Below are 21646 nucleotides of genomic sequence, written 5' to 3'. Positions count from 1 at the left end.
CTTTATTTTTCCGTGAGTTGCAGCGGTTCCATCTCGGGGCAGGGAATTATTACCGGAGGCAGGCCAGGCTCGGCGAGAAGGGCGACACTGTGAAGCTCGACCGGGGCCTGTCTCCCTTTGACGATTACGTTTGCCAGCCCCTGGATTATGATGCCGTTCATGGCCCCTGCTTCGATAGCAGGCAACAGGGCCTTCAGCGTGCCATCCGTAATCAGGATCGGGGCCGCGAATTTTCTGGTCTGGGACTCCACCCTTGATCCGAGGTTCACCTGGTCGCCGATTACCGTGTACTCCATCTTCTTCCCTTCGGCGCCGATATTGCCGACTACCACCGCACCGGTATTGATGCCGATCCCGGCCTCCAAAACCGGCTTACCTTCGGACCGCCAATTGTTCTGCAGTACGGCGACCCGTTTCTGCATAGCCAGCGCGCATTTCACCGCCAGTTCGGCATGCCGGGCCGTTTTGATCGGGGCATTCCAGAACACCACAATGGCATCGCCGATAAACTTGTCGAGCGTCCCCTCATGCTCAAGGATTATCTCGGTCATGGCAGTCAGGTACTCGTTCAAAAGTCCAACCACCTCCTCCGGTGTATGGTGTTCAGAAAAGGTGGTAAAGTCCTTGATGTCCGAGAACAGGACGGTTATTTCCCGTTTTTCGCCGCCAAGTTTTGCCATCTCCGGGTTTTTGATCAGTTCGTTGACTATGGTCTGGGTAACGTAACTGGAGAACATTGCCCGGATCTTCCGGGCATGGCGTTCTTCAACTGCGTAGTTGTAAGCCGTGACGGCAACGGTTATGAAGATGGCGTTGTTGAGCGGGTAGGCAAGGTTGACCCATATCCCCCATCTGCTGAACAGCAGCACCCCGGTTCCGCCTAGCAGGGCCAGGGCAGCCGCGGTAATGAATACGTCGCCGACCAGCTTGCTCCTGGCAACGAGAATGGAGAGCAGCAGGCCGCTCACCCAGAGAATTGCGATGTTGGCAGGAGAGCCGGTTTTGGTTACGAAGCGCTTGTCCAGGATCGAGGCGATAACGCTGGCATGTTTTTCGATCCCCGGCATTGCCGCGGCATATGGAGTAACCCTGAGGTCGTAGATCCCGACGGCAGTTGCGCCGACCAGGACTATCCGGTCTTCGAGCAACGAAGGCGCAATCTTGCCGTCAAGAATATCTGATATGGAGATATGGCGGAAGGTACGGTCCGGCCCGTAATAATTGATTATGGTCCGACCCCACTGGTCGGTGGGGATTACTGTTTTCCCGATCTGGACCGATTCGGCGGCGTTTACTGCCAGCCGGTCTGCCGGGATGCCGAGGTATGCGGCGGCGCTTTGGAGACCGAGACAAGGGTAGAGCATCGAGTTATAAAGTATCGCCAGTGGTTCCCAGCGTAATGTGCCGTCTGCATCAGGAAACATGTTGATGTGCGCCATGGACATTGCCGACGACCGGAGCGGCTGGACCGGAAGGAGGATACCGCGTGCCTCTATCGGCGGGAACCTGGAGAAGTTCTGCTCGTTTGACAGCAGTTGAAAGGCCGTTGCCTGGAGGGAGGGATCGGCTATGGGATTGTCTTTTCCGGAGAAGTCGAAGACGATCGGCAGAATCACGTTCCCGGCCTGCTGGAGAGACTTGGCGAGAACCGGATCGTTGCGTTCCGGTTCCGACAGTATGATGTCAAATGCAATAACCCCTGCATTCGCAGCGGCAAGTTTATCCACCAGCCTGGCCAGAACCGAACGGTCCCACGGCCAGCGCCCCAATTCTTTTATACTGTGCTCGTCAATGGCCGCAATAACGACCTTGTCCGGTGTTGATAATGAGCCGCGTAGCTTGAAACGGAGATCAAGAAGCTTGACTTCCAGGGTTTCGAAAGGGGGGAACTGCAGCAGCAAGAGGAGAGTGGACAGGACGGTTGCTGCAACGCCGACCAGCACCCGCCGAAATATCAATTTCCGATCCATGCAAACCCTCCGCAACTACACTGAGTACCACACACCTGGTTGGATGGCAACCTGACCGGACAGATTTCTCTTCTGTTTCCGCTGCGCATCGAATTTGCGACAGGTCCGGAATGTTTTTCTTGACAGACAACAGCTACATGAAGTATATAGTCACTTCTGCGAGCCATTCATAAGCTCATTGCCTCTTTGGGCCACCGGAGAGGTTTTTGTATCTGTAGTAGGTTGATTTCGGCGGTGTAGCTCAGCTGGTTAGAGCATACGGCTCATATCCGTAGTGTCCGGGGTTCAAGTCCCTGCACCGCCACCAATTGATAGTCCGGCAAAGTCCGGTTTGTATAAAAGCCCTGAGAACTCAGGGCTTTTTTGTTTATCCGTAGTCTTTTGCCGTCCAGTTGCATCCATTGACATGCCGTAACTTATTGGATACTGCAAGAAGGCAACATATTTTGTTGCTTTCGTCGCGTGTTTACTCCCTTTCTCACCCCTTTCTGCCACGAAACTACAAATCTCAAGAAACGAAACTGTGTTGATGATTTCTCAGGTAAATAAGCGCAACCAATATGTCTAAGATATCCTGAGTGTACTGTGGTTGTAACTAGTCGATAAGGCAAGATAATGAGGTGGTTTGCGGGATTAATCGAAGTCTGTTTGCAATATCTGTGGCAGCTGACAAAAAACAACAATGCACATATGGAATCGTATTATCAGCAAACTTATGTGCTGACTGTGTCAGTAAGTGATTAATATGTTGCAGCTGAACTCTTCGGAGGGCAATAGAGATGCTTTGTAAAATATTAAAATCATTAAATATTTGTTTTGGGTAGAAAAGGCGCAAATGGTGCTAAATCATTTTTAACTGAACTTTGATGAAAGTGGAAAATGCAAGCCCAATAAGGATTTAAGCTGTCACTATTCCCACTAATAATACTGGAATGGGAGGATGGTTAAAATGATCATATTTCTGCTCAGATCAGTGCGCAGGTTCTTCACTGCAACTTTCATGGTCGTTACTATCATGGCCTTGCAAGGACATGCAGATATGACAATCACCAGTCCTGACTTCAGAAAGCCGATCCTATCTCCGGAGTCCCAGACAAATGCCTGGACTAATGTGATTCCAAACGCCCTGGCAAGTTACTTCACCTATGTCCCTTATCGCACTGCCGATGCCGTGAAGTTGGGATTCCCCTCCACATGCGGCAGGTTGCCGGACGATCCCGCCAGTAGCGAAGACTGTTATACGATCACCGTTAAAAAGTTTCAGCAGGCCTTGGATCTTCACGGGATCTTCGGCGGGGGGCAAGGGTTGCTTGACGCGGCTGGCACTCCGTTTGGCCCCATTACCTGGGTCCATGGCTACGGGTCCGGCGGGCAGAACTGGGTTCCGCCGGGAGCGCCTGCGGGGGTATCGGTAACCGGCAACGCTCCAGCTCCTTTTGTGGATAATACCTTCGGCACATCCGGCATTTGGCACTTCCCAGCCCCAACTGTCAAGGCAACGAAAGGAAGGCCGGTCCGGATCACCTGGCTCAACGAACTCCCCAACGAGAAGCCAACCGGTTTCGACCCCACCATCTGTGATAACATGCCCGAGAACTGCTTCCCGTATAACCGGATCGTCACGCATTTGCATGGTGCCCATGTCACCCCCGAAAGCGACGGCTATGCTAATGCTTGGTACACGCCCGGTTTTGCCATCAAGGGTGAGGGGTGGGAATCAACCGCCCAGTATGGTCCGGAAGGGACCTATCGCTATCCGATGGACCAGCAGGCGAGCACTCTCTGGTATCATGACCATGCCATGGGTTTAACTCATAGCAACACCAACATGGGGATGGCCGGATTTTTTCCTGTCACGGACGATAATGAAAAGTGTCTTCAGGGGGTTGGCGCCGGTTGTACCAAGTATCTCCCCACCGGTAACTATGAACTCGGCTTCGCCCTGCAGGACCGTGTTTTTTACTCTGATGGCCAACTGGCCATGAATGACACTCCGATCATCGATTCCAGGGACATCGTCGACCCAATTAACCTCGCAAACCCCCTCAACTGTACCTACACCTATCAGAGTGACGGCACCATCACCCCCAATGATCTTTCAAAGTGTGCCAATACACCGCTGTTTATGAAGGATCCTGCGGATGGGCACCTCATCCCTTATGTGGCAGCCCCAGGTGTACAGCCGCTATTGGCCACAAGTACCACGCTTGAGTTCTTCGGCAATCTGCCGGTAGTCAATGGTGTTGTGAACGGCAAGTATGATGTGGAGCCCAGAGTGTATCGGATGCGTTTCATCGGCGGCACCGACTCACGTACCTGGATCATGCAGCTAAAAAATGGTACGGAGACCATACCTTTCTGGCAAATCTCAACCGAGCAGGGCTTTTTGAAAAATCCGGTTCGGCGCGACAGCATGGTATTAATGGGTGGCGAGCGACTTGATGCGCTGGTGGATTTCAAAGGCGTCAAACCCGGAACGCGGGTAGTCATGAAGAATCTGGGTCCGGATGATCCCTTTAACTCCAGCGGTACCCAGGATTCATCGGTAATCATTCCCCAGATCATGGTGTTCGATGTTGTAAATTTCGCCAACGATCCAAAGACCGGACAACCTTATCCAGATGTTCCAGCGCCCAATGCCAGCCTCTCCCTCAACACCATTCAGCCGCTCACCCCGACCCCGGGGGTTGCAGTACGGAAGGTTTCTCTCTGGGAGATCATTGACCCGTATGGTCGAATCATGCCGACCATCGATGGCCGCGGTTTCGGAGGCGGGATATCCGAGCTTGTCAGATTTAACGACACCGAGCAATGGGACATAATCAATACCACCGTAGACGCCCACCCGATGCATCTGCACCAGGTTGCTTTTAAGCTCATCAACCGTGAGCCAATCCAAGTTCTGGGCACTGATCCGGTCTCCGGAGACCCGATATTGAATGTCACCAACGCCGGTGTTCTGCCAGGGCCGCTTACGCCGCCAGACTACGTCGGCACCGGCCAGATTGAACCTCCTGGCGACCATGAAAATGGTTGGAAAGATACGATCATGTGTCCTCCTGGCAAGGTCACCAGAGTCATCGCCAAATTCGACATACCCGGCCTCTACGTCTGGCACTGTCATATCCTGTCGCACGAAGAACACGATATGATGCGACCATTCGTAGTCACGACAGCAGCCGATCATGTGAATCTCGCGGCATCCTCGACAATCAGCTCACAGTTTTCCGAGCCGGTTAAACCGGTAACACTTACTGCTTCGACAGTCACTACTCTGGCCGCCTATCCAAATGGTAGCGGATTTGAGTACCAATTCAGCGTTATGCCCCCCCAAGGGGTGCCAGTTACCCAGCCAGTGCCAAATCAGTCGATGTTTACCGGGTCTGCCGCTGGCTTTACCTTGATGCGGGAAGCAGTCTGGACTCCGCCCAAAGTTCCCGGGACGTATGTGATAACCGTGAATGCCAAGCCAGTCGGGGCTCCAGCCAGAGCACCCGACATGGTTACCGCTTCCCTCAATTATATCGTCGCGCCTGTGACAGGTGACTTGAATGGAGATGGGCGGGTAGATCTCGTTGATGCCTTGATGGCTTTGAAGATCAGTATCGGACTGGCAACGCCAACTACGGAACAGCTTGTTCGCGGGGATGTGGCGCCAATGGCTAATGGCGTACCGATTCCAGACGGTTCTATCGATACTGGGGACGTTATTGTAATACTGAAACGGGTCATCGGCCTCCTGAGCTGGTAAACTAAATCGGATTCGGATGAGACCAAGTAAACTTCATAAAGGTGGTGTGAAATGATCATTAGATCGGCGAAAAAATGTGCGATGCTTGCGGTGCTGGCAGGATGCTTGGCCCTCATGACCGGCTGCGGCGGTGGCGGCAGCAATAACAGCAGCAGTACTCAAACATTCAAACTTTATCTGGCAGCAGCAAACGTTCCGACCGGGGTACAGCTTGGAACTATCAAAACCTCAATAACTCTACCAGCGGGGGTTTCAATTCCGGCCGACAATACCGGGCTGGTGGATGCTAGTTCGATTGTTGCGACCGGCACAACTGTGAGCGGCACGTCGCAGGTATTGGGGAATTACCAGGCTTCTGCCCGGACGCTGGTCATTGGCCTGGTAAATACTACCGGGTTCGGTAATGGCGACTATCTGGTCGTCACGTTTGATGTCAACAATGGCACTACAGTAACGGCAGCAGATTTCTCCGTGACCGTAACTGAGGCGAAGGACAATGGCCCAACCTATGGTCAGGTTTCTGGGGTGACTGTCGCAGCCAGATAAGCGCGGAACCAGGCGGAGGAATCGATTTTCTTTACGGCCTTTTTCCGGGCTTTTTTGCGTGGATGGCATAGCAATGACTTGATAAACGCTTGCCCGCTAACGGAGTTTTGTTTATCATGCCGCAAGGCAAAAATTTGGCGGCTAAACCCGGCCTGTCCGGTTTGTAATATAAGCCCTGAGAATTCAGGGTTTTTTTGTTGATGCGACTACCGGCAGAAGTTTTTGGTGGCAGTTCGCAACCTTAGAGAGGAAACAACTCCCAATGGCATTACCCTCAACTGTCTATAAGGCAAGCTTGCAGCTCTCGGATGTTGATCGTGGCATTTATGAGACCTTGTCGGCAACAGTAGCCCAGCATCCATCGGAAACCGAAGAGCGGCTGGTGGCCAGGTTGCTGGCATTGGCGATCTTCTATGAGACGGATTTGACCTTTACGAAGGGGTTGTGTGCGACCGACGAGCCGGATATCTGGGTAAAGGGTGGCGATGACCGGGTAAAACTTTGGGTTGAAGTCGGGATTCCTGATGCCGACCGGGTCGTAAAGGCGAGCCGCCACGCCGGGCGGGTGGCGCTACTGGCTTATGGCCGCTCCCTTTCGAGTTGGGATCAGCAGCATCTCCCCAAACTGGCAAAAATTTCGAACCTGACTGTCGTCAGTCTCGATCAGCGGTTCATCAATGGCCTTGCATCTCGATTGGAACGTGTCATCAACTGGTCGATAACCATTACCGAAGGGACCCTGTATCTAGCTGTTGGCACCGAGACCCATGAAACCGCCATACAGGTCAAGGCAGGAATAACCGCCGAATGAATAAGGATCTATTGCGACCATGTGTTGAGGCTACCGGTGATTCGGATGAATTACTGGAACTGGCTGCGATGCGAATGCCGTTCGGCCGGTACCAGGGTTTGTTGCTGATCGACCTGCCGGAACCTTACGTCGTCTGGTTTGCCAAGAATGGATTTCCGGAAGGCAAGCTGGGGCGGATGTTGCAGACGGTTTACGAGATCAAAGTCAACGGGCTGGAGTATCTGTTTGATCCATTGCGGAAATAAGGACAGCCATTTCCCCGGGGTTACGCAAAATATCAATATAACTTTGTAATATACGCCGGAGGAAAAAATAAAAACAGACTGTTTTTCCGGCACCGATTGGATATAATGTAATCAAGGTATCGATACCTGAAGCAGTAAGATTGAAGTAAAAGGAGCAACATCGAAGTAGAAGTTCCAGACGGAAGTGCATGTCACAGGAGGATTGCATGACTGAGGACACTCCACCAGGCTGTTTATGGAACATAGGATTTTGAACGAAAGGCTGTAATACTAAGCCCGATTACCCTTGCAATGGGTAAAATAAGATGAATCTTAAGAGGCCCGTGATGTTTCCGGGCCTCTTTCCATTATGCGATACAAGACGACACTGCCTGTCAATACAGATGGTCTTACTGATCGGGAGTCTACACCAGCTCAGGTCAGTAATATTTTGATTGCTATGATCAGAAGAACGGCACCAAATAACTTCTCCAGCACCACGCCCGACTGGCTGGTTGAAGGCGACGCATCTCCACCTTGGTTACACAAATGTTGCAGCAGCAATATCCATCCCTTACCCACAATATTGACGGTTAATTAAGCGCCTACACAAACTTCACAGTGAATTGCTGCAAAATATATTTCAGCCCGAATCTGATGGTGATTTTCGTAAAAACCCATATATCGCCATTCTACGACCACATTCCCGCGGGCACGGATTCTGCTTTTGTGGGTATGGCAGGTGAAACTCTTCCATCCGGAAAGGAACGAGCAATGAAGGGACATGAAAAGATCATCGAGCATCTGAATCTACGACTCGCAGAGGAGCTCACTGCAATCAACCAATACATGGTTCATGCTGAGATGTGCGACAACTGGCGTTATGAACGGCTGCACAAGAGCATTGAAAAGCGCGCTTTTGGCGAGATGAAGCATGCTGAGAAACTGATCGCCCGTATCCTGTTCCTGGAAGGAAGGCCGATCGTCAGCGAACTGAACAAGCTGCATATTGGTGGTGCCGTGCCCAAGATGTTTGAAAATGATCATGCTGCCGAGGTGAGCGCCATCCGCGGTTATAACGAAAGTATCCGCCTGGCGGTCGAACTTGCCGATAACGGTACCAGGGAAATGCTGGAGCGAATTCTCAAGGATGAAGAAGAACATATCGATGAGATTGAGGCCCAATTGGACCAGATCGGACAGATGGGGGTACAGAATTACCTTGTGGAGCAGATCGATTGATCCTGATATGCGCCGTTGGCCTGGCGTCCTTCGGAAAAATACACCGGATAACGGTGAGTTGTCTGTAAGGAAATCCGAGGTCGGGAGACACCTTGGATATGGCACGAGGTAGGAATGCTGACCGATAAGATCCTTGAATTCATCGCTGGCAAAGATTTTGCCTTTGTGGCCACGGCAAACGGGGCAGGGGTGCCGCACATTGCAACTGCCAGGTCGCTTCAGGCCGACGCCAACGGCCAGCTGATATTTGAAAACTGGTTCTGCCTCACGACCTTGGAGAATGCTGCCGTGAATCCGCAGGTGGCCGTTGTCGTTGCTGATCCGGCCACCGGTTGCGGTTATCAGTTCATAGGCCGAATTGTAAAATTCATCGATGTTGCGGTGCTCAACGGCTATGCGCCAGAACTGGAAAAGCCGGGCGGGCCGCAGGCACTGACCAGTCTCACCATACAGTCAGACAAGGTCATGGAGTTCAGTTCGGTGATTCATTCCGACATGCAACTGCCCTGATAAGGCCGGGGTTTCTCGTACATTCCAAACAACTGTCGAGCGATGCTAGAATACTCTTCCCCGACCTTCCAGCAGCTTTCTTTCCATTGTTGAAACGCCATCATTGATTTGATGATTCAGGTTCTTATGCAATAATAATTGCTATTCGCAGAAATGTATCCTTTGGCCGGTTCATGGTAGCCGTATAACCAGAAATGCTCTCAATGCGAGGGCGTAGGATCTACAAATTTTGTTCGGATCTTATGATGGCCCGGACTGTTTCGTGCTGGCAGCGGGGTGCCTATGCCGATAAAAAAGCAGTTGCTTGCCGGAGTTCTGCTGGGCGTTGCCGGATTTGCCGGCAATTGGTTCCGGTATCCGTTGTTCCTCAATATTGATTTCCTCTTCGGCTCCTTTTTTGTTATGTCGGCGCTCTTGCGTTACGGTATCGGTGCCGGGGTTGTGGCAAGCCTGCTGGCGAGTTCCTGTACCTGGCTGATGTGGAAGCATCCGTACGCCATAATTATTTTCACTCTAGAGACGGTCATTGTCGGCATTCTGAACAGTAAACGAAAAAAGGCCGACATTCTGTTCAATGACATTGTCTACTGGTTCTGCTTCGGAGCGCCACTGGTCTGGCTTTGCTATCATAATCTGCTCCATGACAACCATGCCTCCACCATCCTGATAATATGCAAGCAAGCGATGAACGGCATTTTCAACGCCCTGCTGGCCTCGATTTTTTTCCTGATTCTCCTGTCGCGGGAAAAGGCTGCTGCAAATCTCCCATCATTTCGTCAGCTGTTATGCACCATTATGATTTCCTTGGTGCTTTTCCCAGCATTTATCCATATCTTTTACAATCTCAGAACCACCTCCGGCATAAGCAGCAAACTGTTGGCCCGGCAAACAACAAATGCCGCCAGTTCGGTCGGGGCAATTGCCGGATTCTGGCTTTCGGATCATCAAAGTGGAGTAGCCGGCGGCTTGCAGACCGAGGCTTTATTACGCCAGATCAAGGCTATCGTTGGGGCGCAGGAGATGCATATCACCATACTCAACCAGGTCGGGCGGGTGGTGGTTAGTACCCGTAACGATCTTGGCTCCGGGATGCCATTCCAAGGCCAGGTCAACGGTTCGAAGCGACCGATCACTTCTGAGGTTGACCATTTGATCCCGGCACCGGAAAAGGGCAGGAACCTGATGCAGCGCTGGGCTAAATCCTGGTATGTCGCGGAAATAGAAGTCAGCCCGGAGAGCCGCTGGCAGGTAGTTGTCGAAAATGCCTATGCGCCGCTATTGAATGATTTACGCGACAATGCCACAACAGCCCTGGCCGGGCTGGTATTTTTATCACTTCTGATTGTTCCTCTTTCAAACTTGCTGAGCTACCGCCTGACGCGCTCTCTGGAGAAACTCAGGAATACCACCCGATCGTTACCGGAGGACATCAGGAATAATATGCCTGAATCGCTTCCGTTAAGTTCGATCCGGGAAGTTGCCGAACTGGTTGAGAATTTTCATGTTACGCGGGGGGTGTTACAGGAACAGCATGACGAGCTTCAGCAATATAATGAAACCCTGGAGGAGAAAAATGCTGTTCTGGTTGCCAATGATGCTGCCATGAAATTGCTTCTGCAGCGCTTTTCCCAGGCTCAGAAGGCTGCCGATGCAGGGTTGTGGGATTGGGACATGCAAACGGACAAGCTTACCTGGTCGCCGGAGCTGTTCATGCTGTTCGGGCTCGACGCGGAACGGGATGAGGCCAGCTTCGAGCAATGGCAACGGGTAATGCATCCCGACGACTGGTTGGGTGCAGAACTTCGAGTCAAGAGCGCCGTTGAAAACCGGGAACGACTTTACAATGAATACCGCATCATGAGGGGGAGCGAGATCCGCTGGATCTCCAGCATCGGCGATACAACCTATGATGAGCCCGGTGCGCCTGTGCGGATGTCTGGGATTTGCCTCGATATCACCAAAAGGAAGCAGGCGGAAGAACGGCTGCATCTTCTTGCGGATACTGCCGGCATGCTGCTGATGAGCGACTCTCCGCAGGATGTGGTCGATACCCTGTGCAAAAGAGCCCTGCCGATTCTCGGTTGCGACGCTTTCTTCAATTACCTTGTTGACCAGGGTAGCGGGCGTCTGCGGTTGAATGCCTGCACCGGTATCCCTCAGGAGGACAGGGAGAAGATCCTGTGGCTCGATTTCAGGGTGGCCGTTTGTGGCTGTGTCGCTCGCGACGGGTGTCGCATTGTGACCGAAGATATTTTGTCTACACCGGATGATAATACTGACCTGATTAAATCATTCGGAATAAATGCTTATGCCTGTCATCCGCTCATGCTTGGCGAGGAGGTTTTGGGTACTCTTTCCTTTGGGTCCTGCAGCAAAGATCGTTTCAGCGAGGACGACCTGGCTGTGATGAAGGCCGTGGCAGACCTGGTCGCAATAGCGCTAGAGCGTAAGCGTTCGGAAGTGATAATTCAGCAGGCAAAACGGGAGTGGGAACTGACCTTTGATTCAGTACCGGACCTGATTGCCATTCTCGATGAACAGCATCGGATCATCCGGGTGAACCGTTCCCTGGCTAAACATCTCGGCCTGGGACCGGCTGAATGCATCGGGCGGTATTGCTATGATGTCGTTCATGGTTTGGTCCACGCGCCGGATTTCTGCCCCCATGCCCATACACTTTGCGACAATAAGACACATGCGGTGGAGGTCTATGAAGAGTCGTTGCATGGAGATTTCCTGGTGAGTACCACGCCATTGCATCAGGATGACGGCAAACTGATCGGAACGGTGCATATTGCCCGGGATATCAGCGACCGGAAGAAGGCGGAAAACAAGTTGCAGCAGACCTTGGATCAGTTGGAGGAAAAGGTTCGAGAACGTACTGCTCAGTTGGAAGATACGATCACAGTGCTTCAAGAAGAGGTTAATGAACGGCAAAAGGCCCAGGAGTCGTTGAGAGTTGAAATGTTGGAACGGGTAAGGATAATGGAATCTCTGCGGGATCAGGAAAAACTGATGATCCTGCAGAGCCGCCAGGCCGCCATGGGAGAAATGATCGGCAATATTGCCCACCAGTGGCGGCAGCCACTCAATATTCTCGGTCTGCTTCTGCAGCAGATGGAGCTGTTCTTTGAAACCGGGAAATTCGATGCCAATTATCTTGGACAAAGTGTTGGCAAAGGGATGGGAATCATCCAGCACATGTCTCGCACCATTGACGATTTCCGGAACTTCTTCCGTCCCGACAAGGAGCAAAAACGGTTCAGCATCAGTGAAACGATCAACAACACCATTGCCCTTATCAGCGACAGTTTTGTCAGCCATATGATATCAATAGAGGTAAATAATACATGTGAACTTGAGGTTGACGGTTACCCGAATGAATTCGCCCAGGCGTTGCTGAATATTTTGCTCAACGCCAAAGATGTTCTGCTGGAGCGGAAAATTGCCGGGCCGCGGATCTCGATTGCCGTCAGCAAGGCAGCCGGTAAAGGGATGATTGTGATCAAAGACAATGCCGGCGGCATTGCGGAAGAAATCATCGACAAGATTTTCGATCCCTATTTCACCACCAAGGGGCCGCAACAGGGGACGGGATTGGGTCTTTACATGGCTAAGATGATCATTGAAAAGAGCATGGGCGGGGATTTGCGGGCCAGAAACGGTGAGGAAGGGGCGGAGTTCTTCATTGAGGTCGGTAACGTCACTACCTGAAGGTGAATTTCCGCCCTTCCGTTAATATTGCTGAAAAAGCCATGTGCTGATGCAAACTATCGAGTAAGCAATTTGCATCCAAGCAGTCTTTGAAAGTCCCGGTTTCCCAGCTTTCAGTGGTTCCCGCTTATGTCACAGTAATGTCGAAGTTTCCTTCCCATAAGCCATGAAGGTTGCAGTGCTGCCGTGCAACCAGGGTAATTTTACCCTCTGTTGCCGATTCTTTAGGGATTGCTAGTGTGAATGCCGCCTTCGGCTTCATGTATCCTTTGGGCTGCAGATCAATCCTCCCTGCCGGTTCATTGCCTATGGAGAGTTCGATGTACTGAATCCAGTGTGCTGGTCCCATGGGGTGGAGGGTCTCTCCTACTGAAACCTCGACGGTGAATAGGTCACCGGCCTTGACCGATGCCGGCGCGATGATTACTGGCGCGTGACCCTTTTCCAGAGGCGTTTTAGCAGCCGGGTCTTTAACCCTGTTAATGTTTTGGAAAAGAGCCTGGTCGACCTTGGTCGGAAAATAGCTGATTGCCGCAGCCGTTCGGTAGCTGACAGCAACTACAGCTCCTGTCAAAGCGCTTTGCAGAAACATTCTTCGGTTCATTACGGTTGCCCCTTTCTGTTCCTTGGATAATGCGGACAGCCTCTAATCATGGCCGGTATACTTACTCCCGCATCTACTATTACAGCCGTTGTTCCGGAAATATTATAAGCAGACAGTGTGCCGTAGTAATAAAGTGGCGCATTAACGGTATGTTTCGCCCAGGTTGCCGGGGGTGGATGTCTGCATTGGTGTAAAAGTTTGTTGAAGCAGTAAAGTTTATCCGGGCAGGCAAAGAGGCGAGTGGCATGGTAACAGAGTGCTAGACACACTTGTTGCTATTGCAACGTTTAATGACTATGAAATCTGTCAGGGGGGGGTGAGATTCACAAAATACAACTGGGCTTCCTTGACTGCGTGTCGAATCTCTCCATTCAATTGATGACGGCGTAACTTATTGCCTCCATGTTATAATAAGACAGAAAGGGGGTGTTGATATGTCAGGCAATATCCTGGAACCCCGGGAAGAGCGGTGCGATACCCGAATCTGGTCGGGTGAATGCAAGCATGAAACTACTGTCAGCAATGGCGATAATTATCTCTGTGTTACCTGCGGCACGATCCGGAACCTGGACCATGAGGTGGGTCACGAACTATTTCCGCACATAAAAGGTGATACGGACAATCTTTATTGACTGCCGAAAAATGATGAATGTACGTACATGAGGCCCGGAAGGGTCTTTTTTCGTCCGGATGTTACACCCATTTTGGGGTGGGGTCAGGTCTGTTCAATTATGCGGGGCTACTCGATTACCTCTACCCGGCCTTCCATCCCTTTTTCTCTGTGGCTTGAGAAAAACAGCAGTTTTTTACTGCAGTAGATCGGAAACGTGCCGGTTTTTGTCGCGGAAAACCTGACCAGTTTCGGTTCTTCACTTAAGGAGACCTCAAAGGCCATACCCGCCTCAGGAGAGTCCATGGCAATATTATGTGGTACCCACCCCGGTTCTTTGCTCACCTTTAATTCCACAGGTACATTCACCTTGACGATGATATGTTTGGGCCTGAGAAAATAGCCGCCTCCTAGCACCACGACCCGCTGGACCCCATCACTGTCGATGGTTGCCCGCACCGGGGTTTCTTCGGCATTTGCTCTCGTCACGATTGTTAAACAGGCAATAATCATCACCATCAAGCTCATAATTGAACGCATTCGGATTCCCCTTTCTGTCTTTTTGCGCGTTTCCCTGCAGCTGGCGGCAACTACGGCAGTGTGGCCGGATTGCCAGTCAACGGAGGTTACTGCCATAAAAGCAGGTATCATGCCCGGACTCGAAAGAGCAAATCGCCTGTGATCACAAGAAGTTGACAGTGGGATTCATTGTGGCTAGATGACACTTGCGTGCAACACTAATTGCGTTCAGTGCTTGTGTTTCACCATCCGACAGTTCCGGTTGTCATTGACTCGCTGTTGTCATTTCAAAACTTACCGGCAATCTTCATTGCACTCTGCTCTCCCAATTGAACCAGATAATCGCATCTAATGTGCTGATATTAAGCGGGTATTCCCTGATGCAACACTGGCATGGCCTCTGCTTGTGAAACTGTGTGAAATCGTATCCGAAAGGAGCATTACTATGGCAGATATCAGGTGGGAACGTGATCTATATGTCGCGATACAACAGGCAATAAGCAGTAAAAGGCCGCTGTTTCTTGATTTCTGGTTCGACGGCTGACTCGGCTGCAGTGCTATGAATACGGGTCCGTATTCGGAAGAAAGGGTCCAACAATATCTGCAGGAAGAATTTGTGACGATGAAAAGCCAGTGTTTTTGGGACAACCGCACCGATCTTATGAAGCAGTTCACCGTAACCTGGACCCCGACGCTGCTGGTGCTTGATCAGACCGGTAAAGAACACCACCGTATGGTGGGCTATGTTCCGGCTGAGGATTTGCTGGGGCAACTGAAACTGGGTAAGGCGAAGATGCATTTTAATCGGTTCCGCTTTGCCGAGGCATTGACCGCTTTTGCCGAGGTTATCGATAATCATCCCGCGGCTGGCGCGGCTGCTGAAGCGATCTTTTTTCACGGCGTTGCGGGGTACTGGCAGAGTCATGACCCCAAGAGGCTGAGGATGGCATATGATACGCTGCTGGTAAAATTCCCAAATGACGAGTGGACCCGCAGAGCAGCTCCCTATGCCGCTATCCCACTGTAGGTTAGCGTGGAAACTGGGTGAAGTGGATAGTTGGACAGCAGGACAGGCAGGTTGGACAATGGAATAACATTTCAGGCGACGTGCCGATGAACGGCATGAGTGTGGACGGTGATGAATCCAGACAGCATAAGTGGTTGCAGTGTCCCGGCGCTTAATACCTCCTGAGCGCCGGGGTTTTTTTATGTGGTTCCATGTTGTCTAGAAACTAAAAAGAGGTTACGGGAAATTAACCCGTAACCTCTTAATAATTGGTGGAGCTGATCAGGATCGAACTGACTACCTCTTGAATGCCATTCAAGCGCTCTCCCAGGTGAGCTACAGCCCCAAAACAGACCCGTTTTATATCAAACCTGCCTGACTGTGTCAATAATTTTTTATGCCTTGACGCACCGCTATTGCACGGCTATAATCCGCTCGTTTCTGCCGGAGTGGTGAAATGGTAGACACAGCAGACTCAAAATCTGCCGAGGGCAACCTCATGCCGGTTCGAGTCCGGCCTCCGGTACCATCGCATAATCCAAGGTAGTCCAATGTAGTATATAAAGCCCTGAGAAATCGGGGCTTTTTCTTTTTTGTTTGTCCAATAAAGTCTTGTTTGATATGCTTAAATCCAGCAAGTTTGGGGGCTGATTAGGCCCCAAACGGCCCCCAAGGAATAATGCAGGCCCCCAAAAAAGGAGGGATGCCAATGCCAAAGCGGATTAAGCCACTTTCTGAACTCCAGGTAAAGAACGCAAAGCCAGCCCCCAAAGAACAGAAAATATTTGATGGTGGGGGCTTGTATCTCCTCGTCACACCTTCAGGTGGAAAACTCTGGAATTTTAAGTACAGGTTTGAGGGCAAAGAAAAGAAAATCGCTTTAGGTGCATACCCTTCCATTACCCTTGCCGATGCCAGACAGCGCCGGGAAGATGCGCGTAAGCTTATCGCCAATGGTGTTGACCCCTCCGAATTCAAAAAGGCTCAGAAAGCCACTACGCTCTCAGAAACAGAAAATTCCTTTGAAGTGGTTGCCCGTGAATGGCACCTGAAATTTTCTCACACATGGTCGGAAGTCCATTCAACAACTCTCAAGGAAAGGCTTGAAAAGGACGTTTTCCCTTATCTCGGGGCGCGACAGATTGGAGAAATCAAGCCCCCTGAACTTCTGGCAGTGTTACGCCGGATTGAATCCAGGGGGGCGCTTGACACGGCTCACCGTATCCGCTTCATGTGCGGTCAGATATTCCGCTATGCTATCGCCACAGGGCGGGCTGAACGTGACCCAGCAGCAGACCTTAGAGGGGCATTGCCTCCGGTCAAATATGGTCACAGAGCGGCCCCCACAGATCCGGTGAAGGTAGCCCCCATACTTCGGGCCATTGACGAATATGAAGGCTCTTTTGTGGTTAAGTGTGCGTTACAGCTTGCGCCGCTCTGGTTCGTTCGCCCCGGTGAACTTCGGCATGCCGAATGGTCGGAAATCGACTTTGACAATGAGCAGTTTAATATCCCTGCCGTAAAGATGAAGATGAAAGAGCCTCATATTGTGCCGCTCTCCATGCAGGCAGTTAAAGTGCTACGTGAACTCCAGCCGCTCACAGGATCGGGCCGATATCTATTCCCCTGTCATCGTTCTCCGCTACGCTGTATGAGTGACAACGCAATCAATGCGGCCCTTCGTCGGATGGGATTTGAGAAACACGAAATTACCGGCCATGGATTCAGGGCAATGGCGCGGACGATCCTTGACGAAGTGTTACAGTTCCGGCCTGATTTCATAGAACACCAGCTTGCACATGCCGTTAGAGATCCGAACGGACGCGCCTATAACCGGACTTCACATCTTGCCGAGCGCCGGAAGATGATGCAGACATGGGCTGATTACCTTGATGGTCTTAAAACTGGAGCGAAAGTAATTCCATTCAAGAAGGCTGAGGGTGATGTTTGACCTACTTATCTAGAATATTTCTTTTCATGGAAATCAAATGCAGAATGAATTGGCTCAATCACTTAGACAAATAGTATGGAGAAGGCGTGCTGGCAAATATATCGAATTAGGAAAGCAATTTATTGAACGCAACAAAGACTTGGAGGTCGATTATGATCTCAAGTGGTTTCTGATTTGCCAGGAGCTGGAATTACTTGATATTGAGTTTCCTGTCATTAAGTCTACCCTGAATATTGAAATTGATATTCGCCGATCAACCACTGAAGATATCAATAGATATTTCGACGATATCATCAAGCCTCTCAAAGAAGAAGCCTTACGACAAAGAGCAGCACTTGTTCGTTCAGCAGGAATGGCCGCTCCATTTTTTGCGTTTGACAGCATAGAAGATAGTACGGGACGTAAGCGAGACTGGAATGAAGTCTTTCTGATATGGGAGAAATGCCTAAAAATATATGACCTCTTTCAGGAACAAAAACTGAAAGGCAAGACAAATATGGCAGAAATAGCCCGTCAAATCGGCTGGTTTCCGGATGAACCTGATGCCGACAACCGTTGTTACCCCTCTCGAAAGATCAAAAAATATCTATCCCTTGCAGAACGTCTCATCAAAGCTGCTGGCAATGGCACATTCGCAACTGAAGCAGTAAAGCCACTTCCATAAAATTCCGATCTATTGTTGCACCCTCATCTTTTTACACGAGTGCATACAGTGATATTTTTGGATGCCATAGGATCTCCGTGACACCAATCGTACAAAGGAGATTCCCATGGATACAGAAATATTATTCCACAGCATCCCAACAACTGGCTACTTAAGGCTTTCCCAGATAATTGGAACCCTTGCGGCTTCACCCCGGAAAAAAACAGCCAACACAGATAATGATGCCGACGGAAAATCTGGTCGCAAGACTGAAGCACCTTTTTACCCACCGCTCATTCCAGTAAGCAAATCAACCTGGTGGGCTGGGGTCAAGTCTGGCAGATACCCAGCTCCAGTACATCATTTGGGTCAAAGGATAACGGCATGGAAGGCAGAAGACATTAGAAGTTTCATTGAACGCTCATCGGAGAAATAACGCCAATGAGTCGCGTTAAACGATCAAAGGATAAAATAAAATTGCCTCCCTTTGTGCCGTTATCGTGGGAGCTTTTAAACTCAAAAGCATACATTGACCTGACACCATCAGCGGCGAAAGCATTGCCTTATTTCTACGGTAAATACCATCACTACACACTATAACTTTTAAAAATTCTTGACCTGTTGTTACACGACAGATTCTGACGTGCCACGGGTGTATTCCTGAACCATAAACAAAATTCAGGAGGCACCCAATGGCTGACAACGACAAGCAAAAGAAAGATCAGGGGCTCGATGACTATGGCATCATCTACATCTCAGGAGCCATAAACAACGGGACCGCAGAAGCGGTCTGCAAGCAGATCATCGAGTACAACATCAAGGGAGAGACCAGCCAGATCCAGATGGTCATCAACTCTCCGGGCGGTTCGTGCCCGGCAGGTTTTTCGATCATCGACATCATGGAATGGTCCCGTGTCCCGATCTACACCACCGGCATCGGCATGATCGCCTCCATGGGGCTCCTGATTTTCATGACCGGCGAAAAAGGGCGCCGGGTAATCACCCCCCGCACCTCCATACTCTCTCACCGTTTCTCCGCCTTCAACTTCGGCAACCACAGCCAACTCATCGCCGGCCGCAAGGAAGAAGACCTTGAACACGATCGGATCCTGTCCCACTACCTCACCTATTCGAACATCAAAGACCGGGCAGAACTGGAAAAGTATCTCCTGCGTGACGTCGATACCTGGCTGACCCCGGATGAAGCCATCCAGCATGGGCTTGCCGACATCATCGAACCGATCAGAAGAAGGGGGTAACCAATGCACGGCACTGTCATGCAAACAGGATACAGCCCAACCGACCAATCTGCGCAGGTTATCTCCATCTCCGGCCGTCAGGACCCTCTCCTTGAACTAAAGCCGTTCAGTACCAACAATGAACACCTCCAAGCGCTTGAGTTGGAGGCACGTCTGATGGTCGCTGTTGCGGCACTCAGGAGAGGAGCAGCTGGTTGGGACGATGATGAAACACCGACCAGCAAATTCCCTTTCCTTCCTGAAGGGGCAGACGTCAATCAGGCCAAGGATCTGCTCGAGAAGGTGACCCAGGAGAACCGTTGCCGTGAAGGGTTAACAACGGACCAAGGCCTCAAGCTTAACTTTGTCGAGTTCTGCGACAGCTTCGAACTGGACGAGATCGAACGGAAGATTGTGCTCCTGCTGCTGATGCAGTTCTCATCATCCGAATTTTACGCCACATTCGAGTCAAGCCGCCTGGAGCGCCACTGTGACAATGGGATGGAGATAGGGGTAATCCTTTCGATCATAACCGGAGAGTTGGGGGAACAGCTGGCATATCGCCGTTACTTTGCCATTGATGGAAGCCTCATGAGGAACGAGGTTCTCCATTCCGACACGGACTGTCTGGGTAATACCCAAAGCATCATAAAGATGTCGGTATATTTGCAAGAGCGGTTCGTGAGGAGGATTGTCGGGGACAACAACCGATACCATGCGGCCTTTCGCTTCATCAAGTTCGAAAAGAGCATCGTGCGGCTTGAGCAGGTGGTGCTTCCCGAACAACAGAAGCAGGAGGTCGTACGAACTGCTGAGCGGTTTCTGGCAAGCCGTCAAAACGGCACTTTGAGCGAGATTGACGAGTTCTTCGGCTATGGGACAGGGCTCGCATACCTGTTCCATGGTCCTTCCGGCACCGGCAAGACAATGCTTGCCAAGGGGCTTGCAAACTATCTCTCCTGTCCGCTGGTCTCCCTGAACATGGAAGAAATGAGCAATATCCCGATATCGGACGATGATGTCCTGGAATTGCTTTTCCGCGAAGCAGCGCTTATGGGAGGAATCGTATTTCTGGACGAATGCGACGACATATTCAGTGAATCCTTTAACACCAGACGTAGCCGCGCACTTCTGATGGAGATCGAGAAAGCAAGATGCATAACCATACTTGCCACCAACAAGGCAGTAGATCTCGACCCAGCCATGGATCGAAGGATCAGCATGAAGGTCCTGTTCTCATTACCCGATGAGGCACTTCGGCTCAAGATGTGGCAGGCGTTGATTCCCCCCCGAAGTGACCTTGTCAGCCGATGCCAATCTGGAGTCTTTGGCAGAGCGGTATCAGTTCAGCGGCGGGCTGATCAAGAATGCCATTCTCATGGCGATCAATGCCGCTGAGGAGGATGGGAACAAGGGTAAGCTGTTAACCCAGGAACAACTAGAACACGCCGCAAGCCTGCAAACCGCATCGATTAGTGAACTCAGCAGGATATGCACCACCACCAATCCGGTAGCAAAAGTGGTAGACCTCCCATTCAGCCAAACACAAAAGAACGAGTTGAACGGGGTCATGGTTGCTTGGGATTGGATGAGACAGAGTGGACGAGGGTTCAATCTACTGATAAGCACAACCGACGCAACAACAGGAATACATGCGGTCTCTGCATTAGCCGGGGAACTTGGAGTGCCACTCAGGGTATTCGATTTCGAGACGGTTTCCTCAATATTGCGTGATGAAATGCTTGTCGATCCGGTTACCCAGAGAAAAGTATACCCCATGACGCTTGCTTTCTCCGATGCCAGGGCTGACAGCGCAATCACTCTCTTCGTTGACTGGACCGGCGAGGCAGCGCGAATAATAAATTCCGAATTTGATAATGATAGTTGTTCGAAATACCAAGAAATGCTGGCCAAGCTTCGTACGCAACGAGGTTTTTTCTGCCTTGTGACCAAGGGGATCAAGTCGCAAAAAATCCCTGTCGAGTTCCACCACCATCTGACTCTTACTTTCCCGTCAAACGCTTTGCAGGTTAGGCAATGGCAAGCCAATCTCGCCAACGAAGTGTTCTCAGAACAAGAACTGACGGCGCTGGTGGAGAAGAATCCAATGCACATCGCCGAAATAGATTCCCTTGCCACGAAAGCAGAGGTTCGGGCGTTGATACAAGGGAGGAACGAACCTGGGCTCCGCGACATTTACGAGACCATAGCCCAACTCCGCGGGAAGTCGGTGATCCCGGTTCTCTTCGGTGGAGGGTAAATTCCTTGAAGATTTCGGGTTAACTTGTCGTCCCTTCAAGCCGAAGA

The 21646-nt window shown here is 51.0% G+C and carries 17 protein-coding genes, 3 tRNA genes and 1 pseudogene; 17 read left to right on the top strand and 4 right to left on the bottom strand.

The genetic code is table 11. The features are described from left to right. Positions 1 to 2: 2 nt before the first annotated feature. Positions 3 to 1970, bottom strand: coding sequence for a CHASE2 domain-containing protein (locus OR1_RS08015; RefSeq protein WP_041971169.1), 1968 nt, complete (start codon positions 1968 to 1970; stop codon positions 3 to 5). A 230-nt stretch (positions 1971 to 2200) separates the two neighbouring features. On the opposite strand from OR1_RS08015, the gene OR1_RS08010 reads away from it, so the two are divergent. The 8 genes and pseudogenes from OR1_RS08010 (at position 2201) to OR1_RS20690 (ending at position 12768) form a co-directional block, all read left to right on the top strand. Next, positions 2201 to 2277: transfer RNA gene (locus tag OR1_RS08010), tRNA-Met, on the top strand. A gap of 633 nt (positions 2278 to 2910) precedes the next feature. After that, positions 2911 to 5133 (top strand): annotated as a pseudogene (locus tag OR1_RS08005) (multicopper oxidase family protein); the annotation flags it as partial. A gap of 639 nt (positions 5134 to 5772) precedes the next feature. Further along, positions 5773 to 6267, top strand: a complete 495-nt coding sequence (locus OR1_RS08000; protein ID WP_041971166.1) for a hypothetical protein — start codon at positions 5773 to 5775, stop codon at positions 6265 to 6267. A gap of 262 nt (positions 6268 to 6529) precedes the next feature. After that, the gene (locus OR1_RS07995; RefSeq protein WP_041971164.1) at positions 6530 to 7078 is read left to right on the top strand and encodes a YaeQ family protein; all 549 of its coding nucleotides are present in this window, start codon (positions 6530 to 6532) and stop codon (positions 7076 to 7078) included. Beyond that, positions 7075 to 7323, top strand: a complete 249-nt coding sequence (locus tag OR1_RS07990; protein ID WP_082002866.1) for a DUF3820 family protein — start codon at positions 7075 to 7077, stop codon at positions 7321 to 7323. The genes OR1_RS07995 and OR1_RS07990 overlap by 4 nt, the downstream gene beginning before the upstream one ends. Positions 7324 to 8076: 753 nt before the next feature. Further along, positions 8077 to 8544: a bacterioferritin gene (gene bfr, locus OR1_RS07985; protein WP_041971163.1), complete on the top strand. Its 468-nt coding sequence runs from the start codon at positions 8077 to 8079 to the stop codon at positions 8542 to 8544. Between the two features lie 114 nt (positions 8545 to 8658). Continuing rightward, entirely contained in the window at positions 8659 to 9054 is a 396-nt protein-coding gene (locus tag OR1_RS07980; RefSeq protein ID WP_041971162.1) for a pyridoxamine 5'-phosphate oxidase family protein, read from the top strand. Positions 9055 to 9336: 282 nt separating this feature from the next. Continuing rightward, positions 9337 to 12768 carry a PAS domain S-box protein gene (locus OR1_RS20690; protein ID WP_052440327.1) on the top strand — a complete coding sequence of 1144 codons (3432 nt, stop codon included), beginning with the start codon at positions 9337 to 9339 and terminating at the stop codon, positions 12766 to 12768. 127 nt (positions 12769 to 12895) lie between these two features. On the opposite strand, the gene OR1_RS07970 is transcribed toward OR1_RS20690, so the two are convergent. Further along, entirely contained in the window at positions 12896 to 13372 is a 477-nt protein-coding gene (locus OR1_RS07970) for a class II SORL domain-containing protein (RefSeq protein ID WP_041971160.1), read from the bottom strand. A gap of 434 nt (positions 13373 to 13806) precedes the next feature. On the opposite strand from OR1_RS07970, the gene OR1_RS07965 reads away from it, so the two are divergent. Further along, positions 13807 to 14004, top strand: coding sequence for a hypothetical protein (locus tag OR1_RS07965; protein WP_041971159.1), 198 nt, complete (start codon positions 13807 to 13809; stop codon positions 14002 to 14004). 107 nt (positions 14005 to 14111) lie between these two features. On the opposite strand, the gene OR1_RS07960 is transcribed toward OR1_RS07965, so the two are convergent. Further along, a complete protein-coding gene (locus tag OR1_RS07960) occupies positions 14112 to 14522 on the bottom strand; it encodes a quinol oxidase (RefSeq protein WP_041971157.1) in 411 nt (136 codons plus the stop codon). 538 nt (positions 14523 to 15060) lie between these two features. Between OR1_RS07960 and OR1_RS07955 the strand changes: the two genes are divergently transcribed. Next, on the top strand, positions 15061 to 15528 hold the full coding sequence (locus tag OR1_RS07955) for a thioredoxin family protein (RefSeq protein WP_041971156.1): 468 nt from the start codon (positions 15061 to 15063) through the stop codon (positions 15526 to 15528). A 249-nt stretch (positions 15529 to 15777) separates the two neighbouring features. On the opposite strand, the gene OR1_RS07950 is transcribed toward OR1_RS07955, so the two are convergent. After that, positions 15778 to 15853: transfer RNA gene (locus OR1_RS07950), tRNA-Ala, on the bottom strand. Positions 15854 to 15950: 97 nt separating this feature from the next. Here OR1_RS07950 and OR1_RS07945 point away from each other — a divergent pair. The 7 genes from OR1_RS07945 to OR1_RS07915 all read left to right on the top strand — a co-directional run bounded on the left by OR1_RS07945 (position 15951) and on the right by OR1_RS07915 (position 21599). Continuing rightward, positions 15951 to 16036 (top strand) — tRNA-Leu (locus tag OR1_RS07945). 180 nt (positions 16037 to 16216) lie between these two features. Then, on the top strand, positions 16217 to 17458 hold the full coding sequence (locus OR1_RS07940) for an integrase arm-type DNA-binding domain-containing protein (protein WP_041971155.1): 1242 nt from the start codon (positions 16217 to 16219) through the stop codon (positions 17456 to 17458). A 37-nt stretch (positions 17459 to 17495) separates the two neighbouring features. After that, positions 17496 to 18122 carry a hypothetical protein gene (locus OR1_RS07935; RefSeq protein WP_041971153.1) on the top strand — a complete coding sequence of 209 codons (627 nt, stop codon included), beginning with the start codon at positions 17496 to 17498 and terminating at the stop codon, positions 18120 to 18122. Between the two features lie 106 nt (positions 18123 to 18228). Then, complete coding sequence (locus OR1_RS07930; protein WP_041971152.1) at positions 18229 to 18537, top strand: AlpA family transcriptional regulator; 309 nt, start codon at positions 18229 to 18231, stop codon at positions 18535 to 18537. Between the two features lie 256 nt (positions 18538 to 18793). Further along, positions 18794 to 19360, top strand: a complete 567-nt coding sequence (locus OR1_RS07925) for an ATP-dependent Clp protease proteolytic subunit (RefSeq protein WP_041971151.1) — start codon at positions 18794 to 18796, stop codon at positions 19358 to 19360. Between the two features lie 3 nt (positions 19361 to 19363). After that, positions 19364 to 20737, top strand: coding sequence for an ATP-binding protein (locus OR1_RS07920; protein WP_041971150.1), 1374 nt, complete (start codon positions 19364 to 19366; stop codon positions 20735 to 20737). Continuing rightward, positions 20667 to 21599: a hypothetical protein gene (locus OR1_RS07915; protein ID WP_160295226.1), complete on the top strand. Its 933-nt coding sequence runs from the start codon at positions 20667 to 20669 to the stop codon at positions 21597 to 21599. Before OR1_RS07920 ends, OR1_RS07915 begins: the two co-directional genes overlap by 71 nt. Positions 21600 to 21646: the final 47 nt, after the last annotated feature.

The sequence above is a fragment of the Geobacter sp. OR-1 genome, from assembly GCF_000813145.1.
Taxonomy (GTDB): Bacteria; Desulfobacterota; Desulfuromonadia; order Geobacterales; family DSM-12255; genus Geoanaerobacter.
Note: the sequence above shows the minus strand (reverse complement) of the source record. Positions and strands in the feature narration are given on the sequence as shown.